The following is a 13,459-nucleotide window of genomic DNA, read 5'->3' as shown; positions in this document are numbered from 1 at the left end:
CTTATAAAAAAACAAATCCCGGGAGTTATTTTCCGGGATTTTTTATTGTCAAGTTAATTAAGAAATAATCCTATTAAAAAATTGCCGCTTTAAAAAATATACATATCTTTATGATATCAAAATAATATCACATAAAACTTTATATCTATGGAAAAAATCTTAAAGCCTATGTCCGGCTACATTACACTGGTTATTTGTTTAATCCTGTTTGCAGCCTCAGTTTATTTATTTATAAATGGAGTAGATCAAAATATCACTTTCGTTGTATTAGCCTTGATTTGCTTTTTATCATCGTTTTTTTTCCTGAAGGGATTGATGATTATTCAGCCTAATCATTCAAGAGTATTAAACTTCTTTGGAAAGTATGTAGGAACAGTAAAAGATAACGGACTGTTTTTTATCAATCCTTTATATTCTTCACAAAAAATTTCGCTCCGTTCTGAAAACTTACAGGGACAGACTTTGAAGGTGAATGATAAAATGGGGAATCCTATAGAAATTGCAGTGGTAATCGTTTGGAAAGTAGGAGATACCTATAAGGCTGCTTTTGATGTAGAGCGTTATTCGGATTTTGTAAAAATGCAGAGTGAAGCTGCGGTACGTCATCTGGCAATGAGCTTTCCGTATGACAATTTAGAAGATGACCATGCTCCGATTACCTTAAGGGAAGGTGGAGATAAGATCAACTCTATTTTGGAGCAGGAACTTACCGACCGTCTTTCAAAAGCAGGAATTGTTATTCAGGAGGCGAGAATTTCACACCTTGCCTATGCATCCGAAATTGCAGGAGCAATGCTTCAGAGACAACAGGCTACGGCCATTGTTGCGGCAAGAACAAAAATTGTGGAAGGTGCTGTAGGAATGGTTGATCTGGCTTTGAAAAAACTATCTGAAGAAAATATCGTTGAGCTGGATGATGAAAGAAAAGCGGCAATGGTAAGCAATTTAATGGTGGTGCTTTGCGGGGAAAAAGCGGCTACCCCGATTCTAAATGCAGGGACACTCTACAACTAAGACCTGAAATTTAAAACAAAAGTTAATAATCAGTTGTATATTTTGAAATAAAAATTAATTAACTGATAATTAATTAGATGTGTTTTTTTGTTTTACTTTTTTAAACAAAATGCCTTGTTTATCTTTATTAAAAATTGTTTTATTCAAAAAAAACTTATTTAGCCTTGTGATTATAAGCGCAAAGAAAGACGAAGAATTGATTTAACTTCTTTAAACCAGGATAAACAAAGGCGTTTCACTGATTTCCGAAATACCAGGATTCAAAAATGTACAACGGGGAATTAATGAAAAAATTTATTGCGGTGAAAGACTTTTAAGCTTCCTGCTAAAATAAATTATTAAAAATCAAGAAAATGAAATCTGAAAAAACTCCAAGATCACCTGAGAATAAAGGCAAAAAATCCTTCGTTATAAGAATAGATGAAAGTACGTATAAGCTTCTGGAGAAATGGGCAAATGATGAATTCAGAAGTGTGAACGGTCAGATCGAATATTTGTTGCATCAAAAACTGGTGGAATCGGGAAGAAAAAAGAATGAATAGCTTTATATGGAAAGATGTAAAAAGATAGTTTTGTAACCGGTTGGCTCTATTGTTTTGTTAATATTAAAAAATAAAAACAATATAATTGAGATAACAAGTTCAAAAGATTTTTAATAATAAGAAGAAGGAAGGAGACGAAAAAATAATTCAGTTAAACCTTGTCCAAAAAAGAAAGCAGAGGAAATTCTCTGCTTTTTTATTTAATACAACTTTGAAGCGTATCTGCCCCGAAGTAGAATATAACAAGCCAAATTAAACCTTTAATGGTAAAAAAAGCAAATCCGGCCCAGCCGACACGTTTAAACCATTTTTTAAACTTTGAATTATTTTCCTGTGGATTTTCCATTTCTGAAATTAAAAAAATTACTAGTACAAAGATAAGCATGTTTATAATTAGTCCAAATAAAAAACAAACTTAAAAATTAAAATTTTGGGATTCACATAATATTTTTATCTTTAGCATAAACGAAAAGTAACATTTATGTCTAAAAAAGTAAAGGATTTTGGGATTGAAAAAAGCCTCAAAAATCTGGGTATTAAGAATGAAAATAAAGGAACCTCTACAGGTGGGAAGTATTTTGCTTCAGGAAAAACCATAGAAAGTTTTTCTCCCGTAGATGGAAAATTGATCGCTAAGATTAAGACTTCCGGGGAAAGTGATTATGACAAGGTAATTGAATCTGCTCAGAAAGCATTTCAGGAATTCAGATTGATTCCTGCTCCCAAAAGAGGAGAACTGGTAAGACAGCTAGGATTAAAATTAAGAGAATATAAAGATGATTTAGGAAAGCTTGTTTCTTATGAAATGGGCAAATCATTGCAGGAAGGTTTAGGAGAGGTTCAGGAAATGATCGATATCTGCGACTTTGCTGTAGGACTTTCAAGGCAGCTTCATGGCTACACGATGCATTCTGAAAGACCAGGGCACAGAATGTATGAACAATACCATCCGCTTGGAATTGTTGGAATCATCACAGCATTTAACTTTCCTGTTGCCGTTTGGGCATGGAATACAGCTTTATCATGGATCTGTGGTAACGTTACCATCTGGAAACCATCAGAAAAAACACCACTTTGTGCCATTGCATGTCAGAATATCATGGCTGAAGTGCTAAAAGACAATAATCTTTCAGAGGGAATCTCAAGTGTATTGGTTTCCGACCATGAGATCGGGCAGAAGTTAGTAGATGATAAACGTGTTTCTTTGGTTTCTTTCACGGGTTCTACAAGAGTCGGAAGAATGGTTTCTTCCAAAGTAGCTGAAAGATTCGGAAAATCAATCCTTGAATTAGGAGGAAACAATGCCATCATCATTTCTAAAGATGCGGATATTGATATGTCTATCATCGGTGCTGTTTTCGGAGCAGTAGGAACAGCAGGGCAGAGATGTACTTCTACCAGAAGACTGATCATTCATGAAAGTGTTTATAATGAAGTAAAAACAAGACTGGTAAAAGCGTATGGACAGTTAAAAATCGGAAACCCGCTGGATGAAAACAATCATGTAGGACCGCTTATTGATACCGATGCCGTAAACCAATATGAAGAGGCTATCAAAAAATGTAAAAAAGAAGGTGGAAAATTCATCGTGGAAGGGGGGACTTTAAGTGGCAAAGACTATGAGTCCGGATGCTACGTAAAGCCATGTATTGCCGAAGTGAAAAATTCATATGAGATTGTTCAGCATGAGACTTTTGCACCCATTCTATATCTGATCAAATACAAAACATTGGATGAAGCGATCGCAATCCAGAATGATGTACCTCAGGGATTATCGTCTGCGATCATGACACAAAACCTAAGAGAAGCTGAATTATTCCTTTCTCATGCAGGCTCAGATTGTGGAATTGCCAATGTAAACATCGGAACTTCAGGAGCTGAAATCGGTGGCGCTTTCGGAGGAGAAAAAGAAACCGGTGGCGGAAGAGAATCAGGCTCGGATGTCTGGAAGTATTATATGAGAAGACAAACGAATACTATCAATTATACAACCAATCTTCCTTTAGCACAGGGAATTAAATTTGATCTTTAAAACTAAACATTTAACTCAATTAAAGATTGGAAAATTGAATCTCTTGATTTTTCAGTCTTTAATCTTTCAATCACAAAAATATGGAACACACATTAGATATACAGGCAAATAAGGTAAAAGAAACAATAGGAAAACACGTTCTCGCAGACGGTTTCGATTTCGTAATGGATATTGAAAAATCTCATGGTTCATGGCTTTACGATAAGCTTACTGACAGAGAATTTTTAGACATGTTTTCAATGTTCGGATCCGGATCTGTAGGGTACAATCACCCTTATATTGTTGAAAAATCTGCTTGGCTAGGCAAAATGGCTGTCAATAAGCCAACACTGGCAGACGTATATTCAGAAGAATATGCCCATTTTCTGGAGGTTTTTGAAAGAGTGGTTATTCCTGAAGAATTGCAATATGCCTTTTTTATCGAAGGCGGAACTCTGGGGGTTGAGAATGCGATGAAAGCATGCTTCGACTGGAAAACCCGTAAGAATTTTGAAAAAGAACTTCAGACTGAAGCCGGAATCTGTATTCATTTCAGACAGGCATTCCATGGAAGAAGTGGTTATACTTTAAGCTTAACAAACACTTCAGATCCGAGAAAATATCAATATTTCCCAATGTTTGAATGGCCGAGAATCCTTAATCCGAAGCTGAATTTCCCCATTACAGAAGGAAATTTAGAAGAAACGATTAAAAACGAAAGAATGGCTTTACTGCACATTGAAGAAGCTATCCTTTCAAATCCTGATAAAGTGGCCTGTATCATCATTGAACCCATCCAGGCTGAAGGTGGAGACAATCATTTCAGAGATGAGTTTTTTGTTGAATTAAGAAAAGTTTGTGATCAGAATGAAATATTGCTGATCTTTGATGAAGTGCAGACCGGAATAGGAATCACAGGAAAAATGTGGGCTTTCCAACATTTCAGTGCAAAACCTGATATTATTTCTTTCGGAAAAAAAACTCAGGTTTGCGGTGTTTTAGCCAATAAAGAGAAATTCGATGAAATTCCGAATAATGTTTTCAGAGAAAGCTCAAGGATTAATTCTACCTTTGGAGGAAACTTTATTGATATGCTCCGTTTCCAATTGGTGATGGAAATTATCGAAAAAGAAAACCTGGTGGAGAATGCCAGGGTTGTCGGAGAATATTTATTAAATGGTTTACAAAACCTGGCTCAGAAATATCCTGACAAAATTTCCAATGCAAGAGGAAGAGGGTTGATGTGTGCGATAGATTTGCCATCGGGAGAGCAAAGGGATTATGTAAGAAATGAGCTTTTTAACGATGGTCTCATTATCCTTGGATGCGGTGATCAGTCACTTCGTTTCAGACCGCACCTGAATGTTTCAAAAGAAGAAATTCAGCTTGCTTTAGACAAAATTGAAAACACTATTAACAAAATTTAAAACTCAGGATTTGTAATTTTGGAAAAAAAAATCTATATTTAGATATTCAAAAAGGATAAAATATGGAAAGAAGTACGCGAGTATCAGTTTTTGAAAGTGATAATCCTTCAGAAATTCAATTGATCAAGTCTAAATTAGATGATGCCCAAATTACAAACAACGTTGAAAATAATTATCTGACTTTTACAACTACGCCAACGGCAACAGGTCTGAAAGTTATGGTAGATTTGAACGACGAGAAGAGAGCTTTTGAAGTGATCGATGCTTATCTTCAACAAAGTGAAAATCAATAAAAAAATTTCATAATTTTAAATTTTACTACTTCGAACCGAAAATTAATTTTTTAATTAGTTTTCGGTTTTTTAATTTGAGAAGAAAACATGGATTCAGCAGAAATTAAATTAAGGAAAGCCGAAATTGAAGACCGGAATATCATCTGGGAAATTATACAACAGTCTATCGAAAGAAGAAGAAAAGATGGCAGCACTCAATGGCAGAACGGATATCCCAACATGAATACCGTAGAAAGTGATATTGCAAAAGGTTTTGGATATGTGCTTACAGTAGATGATGAAGTGGCGGTATTTGCTGCTTTAATTTTAAATGATGAGCCTGCTTACAGTACAATAGAAGGTGAATGGCTGAGCAATGGCGAGTTTGTTGTGGTTCACAGGGTTGCCGTGGATGAAAAATTTGCAGGCCGGGGATTAGTAAAGAAACTTTTTGACCTTATAGAAGAGTTTACAAAATCGAAAGGAATCCAGAGCATCAAAGTGGATACCAACTATGATAATATTGCCATGCTGAAAATCCTTGAAAGCAAAGGATATTCTTACTGCGGTGAAGTGGTTTTGGCCGGCGGAGTCAGAAAAGCATTTGAGAAGATTATAATTTGAGCAAAAAGTTAAATCGCTTTCCATTGAATTTTTAAAACAGCGTATATTTATAAACTCTATCATCTTTGTTCGTTTAGTTCTGAACTAATTTCTACTTTTGTTCAAATTTTTATATTATGCACCAAAGTATAGAAGTTGATGAAAAAATTTTTCAGGATGCTGTAAGATTCTACGGTACCGTTTTCAATATTCCTCCTTTAGCTTCAAAAATTTATGCTTATCTCCTTTTTGATTATGAAAAAGTGGGGATTACTTTTGATGAGTTTGTTGAAGTGCTTTCTGCAAGTAAAAGTTCCGTTTCTACGAGTATTTCATTATTATTAAATGCACAGCTTATAGTAGACCACAGTAAAATGGATGAGCGGAAACGTTATTTCTTCATCAATGATGAATATAAAAAAATAAGATTTGAAAAAATAGTTCAGAAAATGCAAGACGAATTAAAACTACTCGATGATTTAAACACTTTTAAAAAAGTAAAAGATGATGGCTACAATGAAAGGATAGAAGCTTATAAAGTTCTTTTAAACAAAAACATAAAAAATATTCAGGAATCTCTTAATAAACTATAAAATGACAAATAAACTAATAATACTCTCTGTTGCGGCACTTTCTCTTACTGCCTGCAAAAAAGAAGCTCCGAAACAGGATGGTGCAAAGCCTTATCCTGTAGTATCGGTAGAGCAAAAGAATATTGTAGGGTATCAGACCTTTCCTGCCAATATACAAGGTAGGATAAACAATGATGTGCGCGCAAAAATTCAGGGGTATATCACACAGCTTTTAGTAGATGAAGGGCAGTATGTTACTAAGGGACAGCCTTTATTCCGTCTTGAAACTAACATCTTGAATGAAAATGCCGCAGCTGCAAAAGCAGGAATCGGTGCAGCCCAGTCTAATATAACGGCGGCTCAGGCCTCTGTAAATGCTGCACAGGTAGAAGTAAATAAACTGAAGCCTCTTGTAGCCAAAAACATTATCAGTAATGTTCAGCTGCAGACTGCACAGGCTAACCTGGCTCAGGCACAGGCTCAGCTACAGCAGGCTATTGCTGCAAAACAACAGGCATCAGCCAATTATAAAGGAGTGGAAGCCAATATCGAATATTCCATTATCCGTGCGCCCATTTCAGGAGTTGTCGGAAAACTTCCTTTAAAAGTCGGAAGTTTGGTTGGCCCGACTGACCAAACGCCATTAACTACTATTTCAGATACTTCCCAGGTTTTCGCTTACTTTTCAATGAATGAAAAAGAATATTTTGATTTCCTTGAAAAATCTGCCGGTGCTACACTTCCGGAGAAAATTAAGAACCTTCCGATGGTTGATTTACAATTGGCAAACGGAAGCCTATACCCTGAAAAAGGTAGAATTGAAGCCATTACAGGACAGATTGATCCTACTACAGGAACAATTCAGTTCAGAGTGGGATTCTCCAATGCCCAGAAATTATTGAGCAACGGAAACAGTGGTACGATCAGATTACCGAAAGCTTATGATAATGTTTTGGTAATTCCTGAAAGTGCAACTTACGAACAGCAGGGTATTGTTTACGTATATAAAGTGGAAAAAGATACGGCTAAAAATGTAGTGGTAGATGTAATTGAAAGAATTGACAATATGGCATTATTAAAATCAGGAGTAAACAAAGGCGAAACAGTAATAGCAGCGGGAATCGGCGGATTAAAATCCGGAACAGCCGTTAAACCGAAGCCTGTAAAAATGGATAGCCTGGTTCAATCTATAAAACCGAAATTCTAAAATGATAAAGAACTTTATTAACAGACCGGTTTTATCCACTGTAATATCAATTTTAATTGTTATTCTCGGTGTTTTGGGACTTATTTCATTGCCGGTTACCCAGTATCCGGACATTGCGCCTCCCACGGTAAGTGTTACTGCTAACTATACCGGAGCCAATGCCGAAACCGTAATGAAGAGTGTGGTAGTTCCTTTGGAAGAACAGATCAACGGGGTGGAAGGAATGGATTATATTACTTCATCCGCTGGAAATGACGGTTCTGCCAATATTCAGGTATTCTTTAAACAGGGAATAGATCCGGATATTGCAGCGGTAAACGTTCAGAACCGTGTAACCAGAGCTACACCGTTACTTCCCAGTGAAGTTACCCGTTCAGGGGTAGTTACCCAGAAGCAGCAGACAAGTGCCCTGATGTATATGTCATTTTATTCTGAAAACAAAGACCTGGATGATGTATACCTGCAGAACTTTTTGAATATCAATATTATTCCGAATCTTAAAAGGATTAATGGTGTAGGGGATGCCAATGTTTTCGGAGGTAAAAATTACTCCATGAGAATCTGGTTGGACCCTGCAAAAATGGCAGCATACGGAGTAACTCCTACAGATGTTACCAATGCCATCAACGAGCAGAGTAGAGAAGCCGCCGCCGGTTCTATCGGACAAAACAGCGGTAGCTCTTTTGAATATATTATTAAATATGTAGGTAAGTTCAATGATAAAAGCCAATATGACAACATTATTATCAAATCTCTGAGCGATGGGCAAAACCTGATGCTGAAAGATGTGGCTAAAGTTGAACTGGCAGGACAATCCTATACAGGAGTTGGGGAAAACGGAAACAATCCTTCTATCAGTATGGGAATTTTCCAGACACCGGGTTCCAATGCACAGGAGATCATTAAAAATATCAAAGCTTATCTTAAATCTGCCGAAGGAAGTTTTCCCCAGGGTGTAAAATATACATTTAACTTTGATACGAATGAATTCCTGGAAGCTTCCATTGATAAAGTGGTTCATACCTTAATTGAAGCCTTCATCCTTGTATTTATTGTAGTATATATTTTCCTTCAGGATTTCAGGTCTACACTGATTCCGGCTATCGCGGTACCGGTTTCTATTGTGGGTGCGTTTTTCTTCCTGAATTTATTCGGATATTCATTAAACTTATTGACATTATTTGCCCTTGTTCTTGCGATCGGTATTGTGGTGGATGACGCGATTGTCGTCGTCGAGGCCGTTCACGCCAAGATGGAACATGGTATCGCTGATGCAAAAAAGGCTACCGTAGAAGCAATGGGTGAGATTACAGGAGCAATTATCTCAATTACACTGGTCATGGCGTCTGTATTTATTCCGGTAACTTTTATCACAGGTCCTACCGGGGTTTTCTATCAGCAGTTCGGGATTACGTTGATCGTAGCAATTATCATTTCTGCGATTAATGCGTTAACGCTAAGTCCTGTTTTATGTTCATTATTCCTGAAGCCTCATGCCGAGCATCATGAAAAATACCAGAGCATGAATTTCATGCAGAAATTTTTCTACAAATTTAATATTGCTTTTAAAACAGCGACTGAACGTTACGGAAGAGGATTTGTATTCCTGTTGAGACATAAATGGGTTACCCTGATCATATTTGCCGTTACAGGTGGAATTTTATACTGGGCAAGTGTTTCCATGAAAAAAGGTTTCGTACCTACAGAAGACCGAGGTATTATCTTTACCGATGTACAGCTGCCTCCGGGTGCTTCTATGGAAAGAACATACAATGCTTTGAAAACCCTTCAGGCTAATGCGATGAAAGTTCCGGGAGTACAAAACGTAACCATTTCAACAGGTAGGGGATTCTTATCCGGAAACGGAAGTAACAACGGTCTTGCTTTCATTAAGCTAAAACCGTTCGATGAAAGGAAAAAAGACGGACAGACTTCCGAAGATATCACCAAAAAACTATTCGGAATTTCAGGAAAGGTACCTGATGCTAAAATCGTATTCTTCCAGCCGCCAAGTGTACCTGGCTTTGGGAACAGTGCAGGTTTTGAAATGGTGCTTCTGGATAAATCAGGAGGAGAATATGCCGATCTGGATAATAAGACGAACGAATTCCTTGGTAAATTAATGGAAAGACCGGAAATTGAGTTTGCCCAAACCTCATTCAATACAAAATATCCGCAGTATGAAATGCAGATCAATGTTCCTTTAGCTAAGCAACTGGGAGTTTCCGTAAATGATATCCTGAGTACGATGCAGGGATATATCGGTGGTATTTACACCGCTGACTTTACAAAATACGGAAAGCAGTTCAGGGTAATGGTACAGGCACTTCCTGATGCAAGGAAAAATATTGATAATCTTAATGAACTCTATGTGAAAACAGGTTCAGGTGTGATGTCTCCGATCTCACAGTTTGTCACCCTTAATAAAGCCTACGGGCCACAATCTGTAAGCCGTTATAACCTTTTTACTTCTGTTAAAATTACCGGTGGTAATGCTCAGGGATACAGTTCCGGGGATGCAATTACTGCTGTACAGCAGGTGGCTAAAGAAAGCTTGAATCAGAATTATGATGTTGAGTTTACCGGTTTGACGAGAGAAGAACTAAATTCAGGATCTCAGACGGTATTGATCTTTGCATTAAGCTTGATCTTCGTTTACTTTATCCTTTCCGCTCAGTACGAAAGTTATATCCTTCCTTTAATTGTGGTGATTTCACTTCCGCTAGGAGTGATGGGAGCTTATTTCGGGCAAAAAATTATGGGCTTGGAAAATAATATTTACTTTCAGATCGCCCTGATTATGTTGGTGGGATTATTAGCTAAAAATGCCATTTTGATTGTAGAATTTGCCGTACAGAGAAGGCATCATGGCGAAAGTATTGTCATGTCTGCGATCAATGCTGCAAAAGCAAGGTTAAGACCCATCCTGATGACATCTTTTGCCTTTATCTTTGGTCTTTTGCCGTTGGTTTTGGCAAGTGGAATTGGTGCTGTAGGTAACAGATCCATCGCAACAGGAGCAGCAATCGGGCTGTTGATAGGTACTATTTTAGGTCTTTTTGTAATCCCTGTATTGTATGTGATTTTTGAAACATTGCAGGAAAAGATCAAACCTATTAAAAAAGAAGACATCAACTTAGCAGAATAAAATTAAAAATTAAGATACCGGAAGTTAGATAGCAAACCTTCACTCATTGTTAATCTGGCTTCTGGCTTCTGATTTCTAACTTCTAATCATTCATAATGAAGAGTTTATTAAACATCATAAAAGGAATAACTTTTTCAGTCGCAATTCTTGCAGCCGTTTCATCTTGTATGGCAAGAAAAGAATATGAAAGACCGAAAAACGTAGTAGACGAAAAGCTTTTCCGAACAGATATGCTTCCTTCAGACAGTACAAATGTTGCCAACATTTCATGGAAAGCAATTTTTACAGATCCTATATTGCAGGGACATATTTCCAAAGCTTTGGAGAATAACCTGGATATAAGGATTGCCCTGCAGAGCATTACCTCTGCGGAAGCTTATTTAAAGCAGAGTAAAGCTGCCTATGAACCGACAGTAACTGTCGGTTCGGGATATACTTTCCAGACTCAGTCTTTAAATACACAAACCGGACAGCTATTCGGGCAAAGACGCTACATCAATCAGCTTGATATTACTGCAAGCATAGGATGGGAGGCTGATCTCTGGGGAAAATTAAAAGCTCAGGAAAAAGCTCAGCTGGCCACTTATTTAGGTACTGTTGCAGCTCACAAAGCAGTAAAAAGCGATTTGGTTGCTTCTATTGCTTCAGCATACTATCAATTGTTAACGTATGATGCCCAGAAGAGAATTATTACAGAAACCATTGGAGTTCGTGAGAAGAACCTGGAAACAACGAAAGCATTAAAAGAATCGGGAACGGTGACTGAAGTTGCTGTTCAGCAAAGTGAAGCTTTGGTTTTTAATGCCAGATCTCTGTTGATCGATATTGATACCCAGATTCAGTTGCTGGAAAACACCATGAGCTTATTGATGGGAGAGCCATCTCATTCCATTGAAAGGTCAACGCTGGAAAGCCAGAATATTCCGATCGATTTAAAATTGGGTTATCCGGCTCAGTTATTAGCCAATCGCCCTGATGTAATGAGAGCAGAGTATAACCTGATGAATGCTTTTGAATTGACAAATTCTGCGAAAGCTCAATTTTATCCTACACTGAAAATTACAGGAAATGGTGGAATTCAATCTCTGGATATTGATCATTTATTCAGTGTAAATTCATTATTTGCAAGTGTTGTTGGAGGATTGGCTCAACCGATTCTGAATAAAAGAACAATTAAAACCAATTATGAAGTAAGTCTTGCCAATCAGGAAACAGCTTACCTTAATTTTAGAAAAACCGTTCTTACTGCAGGGAAAGAAGTTTCGGATGCGATCAGGGTTTTCTCTGTTCAGGACTCTTATATAGATTTGAAGCAGAAAGAATTGAGTGCTTACAAAAATTCAGTTGAATATTCCCAGGAACTTGTTAACTACGGTATGGCCAATTATCTTGAAGTATTGAATGCAAGCGTGAATTCATTGAATGCAGAACTGAATATTTCCAATGCCGAATACAGCAAAATGAAAGCAGCGATAGATCTTTATCAAGCTTTAGGAGGCGGATGGCAATAACCATTCGATAAATAAATTAAAAGCGCATGTTAGTAACTGACATGCGCTTTTTGTTTGGATTGATTTTAAACTTAAAATAATTTTCTGATTTTTGTTTGTATATATGTAGTTAACTACGTAGTTTTGTACTTAAATAAATTGCTATGTTAGAAATACATCCGGTAAACAATACTTATTCAGAACCAATAATCGATCTGATCCTGAATATACAGCAGAAAGAGTTTAATATTCCGATTACGATAGAAGACCAGCCGGATCTTCTGAAGATAGAAGAGTTTTATCTTAATGCCGGCGGAAATTTCTGGGGAGCTTTTATTAACGGTGAGCTTGTTGGTACGATAGCTCTGGTTAAATTTGATGAAAAAGCAGCAGCAATCAGGAAGATGTTTGTGAAAAAAGAATTCAGGGGGAAGGAATATAATATTGCCCAGAAACTATTGGAGATCCTGATTGCATATTGTCATGAGAACAGGATTGACGAAGTTTATTTAGGAACGATCTCAGTTCTGAAAGCAGCACTACGGTTCTATGAACGGAATCACTTCGGGATCATTGCTAAAGAGTCGCTTCCTGTAAAATTTCCTGTGATGAGTGCTGATAATGTTTTTTGTTTTCTTAATTTAAAAGCTAACTCATGAATGTTATCAATGAATCCGGAATTCTTGCCATATCAACAAGATTACAAAGGTTAAGTGAACAATTACGTAAAGATGGGGCATTGATCTATAAAGCATTCGGTATCGATTTTGAACCAAAATGGTTTCCTGTAATCTTTACATTACATCATAAGAAAGTACTCAGTGTCGTAGAAATTGCAAATGAAATAGGATATACGCATCCATCCACCATAAGCTTACTCAAAGAGCTTGAAAAGCAGAAAATAATTGTCTCGAAAAAAGATAAACAGGATGAGCGTAAACGTTTAATAGAGCTTGCCCCGAAAGGACTTGAACTGATTGAAAAAATGAAACCGGTCTGGGAACTGGTCAGAACAGTATTGGGAGAAATTGCCGATAACGAAAACCACTTACTGAAAGCGATTGACGAAGCAGAAGAAAAAATTGCGAATCAGTCATTTTTACAGCGGGTTTTGCAATTGAAGAATAAAAAATCATCTTATTCAAGTTAATTTTAACATAATTTATTTAGTAA

At 36.9% G+C, this 13,459-nt stretch carries 12 protein-coding genes; all 12 read left to right on the top strand.

The window, feature by feature from the left end:
• Window positions 1-147: 147 nt before the first annotated feature.
• The 12 genes from PMI13_RS18435 to PMI13_RS18375 all read left to right on the top strand — a co-directional run bounded on the left by PMI13_RS18435 (window position 148) and on the right by PMI13_RS18375 (window position 13,436).
• Window positions 148-1,014 (top strand): SPFH domain-containing protein, encoded by an 867-nt coding sequence (locus PMI13_RS18435; RefSeq protein WP_007846573.1) that lies wholly within the window; start codon window positions 148-150, stop codon window positions 1,012-1,014.
• A 353-nt stretch (window positions 1,015-1,367) separates the two neighbouring features.
• Window positions 1,368-1,556, top strand: coding sequence for a hypothetical protein (locus PMI13_RS18430; RefSeq protein ID WP_007846571.1), 189 nt, complete (start codon window positions 1,368-1,370; stop codon window positions 1,554-1,556).
• 481 nt (window positions 1,557-2,037) lie between these two features.
• Window positions 2,038-3,588: an L-piperidine-6-carboxylate dehydrogenase gene (gene amaB, locus PMI13_RS18420; protein WP_007846568.1), complete on the top strand. Its 1,551-nt coding sequence runs from the start codon at window positions 2,038-2,040 to the stop codon at window positions 3,586-3,588.
• A gap of 80 nt (window positions 3,589-3,668) precedes the next feature.
• Window positions 3,669-4,994, top strand: a complete 1,326-nt coding sequence (gene lat / locus PMI13_RS18415; protein WP_007846564.1) for an L-lysine 6-transaminase — start codon at window positions 3,669-3,671, stop codon at window positions 4,992-4,994.
• A gap of 62 nt (window positions 4,995-5,056) precedes the next feature.
• Window positions 5,057-5,287 (top strand): DUF2007 domain-containing protein, encoded by a 231-nt coding sequence (locus tag PMI13_RS18410; protein WP_007846563.1) that lies wholly within the window; start codon window positions 5,057-5,059, stop codon window positions 5,285-5,287.
• Window positions 5,288-5,374: 87 nt separating this feature from the next.
• A complete protein-coding gene (locus tag PMI13_RS18405; protein ID WP_007846561.1) occupies window positions 5,375-5,890 on the top strand; it encodes a GNAT family N-acetyltransferase in 516 nt (171 codons plus the stop codon).
• Window positions 5,891-6,006: 116 nt separating this feature from the next.
• Window positions 6,007-6,462, top strand: a complete 456-nt coding sequence (locus PMI13_RS18400) for a hypothetical protein (protein ID WP_007846559.1) — start codon at window positions 6,007-6,009, stop codon at window positions 6,460-6,462.
• A 1-nt stretch (window position 6,463) separates the two neighbouring features.
• Window positions 6,464-7,648 (top strand): efflux RND transporter periplasmic adaptor subunit, encoded by a 1,185-nt coding sequence (locus tag PMI13_RS18395; protein WP_007846558.1) that lies wholly within the window; start codon window positions 6,464-6,466, stop codon window positions 7,646-7,648.
• Between the two features lies 1 nt (window position 7,649).
• Entirely contained in the window at window positions 7,650-10,796 is a 3,147-nt protein-coding gene (locus PMI13_RS18390; RefSeq protein ID WP_007846550.1) for an efflux RND transporter permease subunit, read from the top strand.
• Window positions 10,797-10,891: 95 nt separating this feature from the next.
• A complete protein-coding gene (locus PMI13_RS18385) occupies window positions 10,892-12,307 on the top strand; it encodes a TolC family protein (protein ID WP_007846548.1) in 1,416 nt (471 codons plus the stop codon).
• A gap of 143 nt (window positions 12,308-12,450) precedes the next feature.
• Complete coding sequence (locus PMI13_RS18380) at window positions 12,451-12,945, top strand: GNAT family N-acetyltransferase (RefSeq protein WP_007846546.1); 495 nt, start codon at window positions 12,451-12,453, stop codon at window positions 12,943-12,945.
• Window positions 12,942-13,436, top strand: coding sequence for a MarR family winged helix-turn-helix transcriptional regulator (locus PMI13_RS18375; RefSeq protein ID WP_007846544.1), 495 nt, complete (start codon window positions 12,942-12,944; stop codon window positions 13,434-13,436). Before PMI13_RS18380 ends, PMI13_RS18375 begins: the two co-directional genes overlap by 4 nt.
• Window positions 13,437-13,459: the final 23 nt, after the last annotated feature.

Origin of the sequence: Chryseobacterium populi (assembly GCF_000282115.1) — a bacterium.
GTDB classification, from domain to species: Bacteria; Bacteroidota; Bacteroidia; order Flavobacteriales; family Weeksellaceae; genus Chryseobacterium; species Chryseobacterium populi.
This window is presented reverse-complemented; position numbering and strand designations above follow the sequence as displayed.

Coding starts and splice junctions, on each gene's coding strand:
- PMI13_RS18435 (WP_007846573.1), top strand. CDS start 148: ATGGAAAAAATCTTAAAGCCTATGTCCGGCTACATTACACTGGTTATT.
- PMI13_RS18430 (WP_007846571.1), top strand. CDS start 1,368: ATGAAATCTGAAAAAACTCCAAGATCACCTGAGAATAAAGGCAAAAAA.
- amaB (WP_007846568.1), top strand. CDS start 2,038: ATGTCTAAAAAAGTAAAGGATTTTGGGATTGAAAAAAGCCTCAAAAAT.
- lat (WP_007846564.1), top strand. CDS start 3,669: ATGGAACACACATTAGATATACAGGCAAATAAGGTAAAAGAAACAATA.
- PMI13_RS18410 (WP_007846563.1), top strand. CDS start 5,057: ATGGAAAGAAGTACGCGAGTATCAGTTTTTGAAAGTGATAATCCTTCA.
- PMI13_RS18405 (WP_007846561.1), top strand. CDS start 5,375: ATGGATTCAGCAGAAATTAAATTAAGGAAAGCCGAAATTGAAGACCGG.
- PMI13_RS18400 (WP_007846559.1), top strand. CDS start 6,007: ATGCACCAAAGTATAGAAGTTGATGAAAAAATTTTTCAGGATGCTGTA.
- PMI13_RS18395 (WP_007846558.1), top strand. CDS start 6,464: ATGACAAATAAACTAATAATACTCTCTGTTGCGGCACTTTCTCTTACT.
- PMI13_RS18390 (WP_007846550.1), top strand. CDS start 7,650: ATGATAAAGAACTTTATTAACAGACCGGTTTTATCCACTGTAATATCA.
- PMI13_RS18385 (WP_007846548.1), top strand. CDS start 10,892: ATGAAGAGTTTATTAAACATCATAAAAGGAATAACTTTTTCAGTCGCA.
- PMI13_RS18380 (WP_007846546.1), top strand. CDS start 12,451: ATGTTAGAAATACATCCGGTAAACAATACTTATTCAGAACCAATAATC.
- PMI13_RS18375 (WP_007846544.1), top strand. CDS start 12,942: ATGAATGTTATCAATGAATCCGGAATTCTTGCCATATCAACAAGATTA.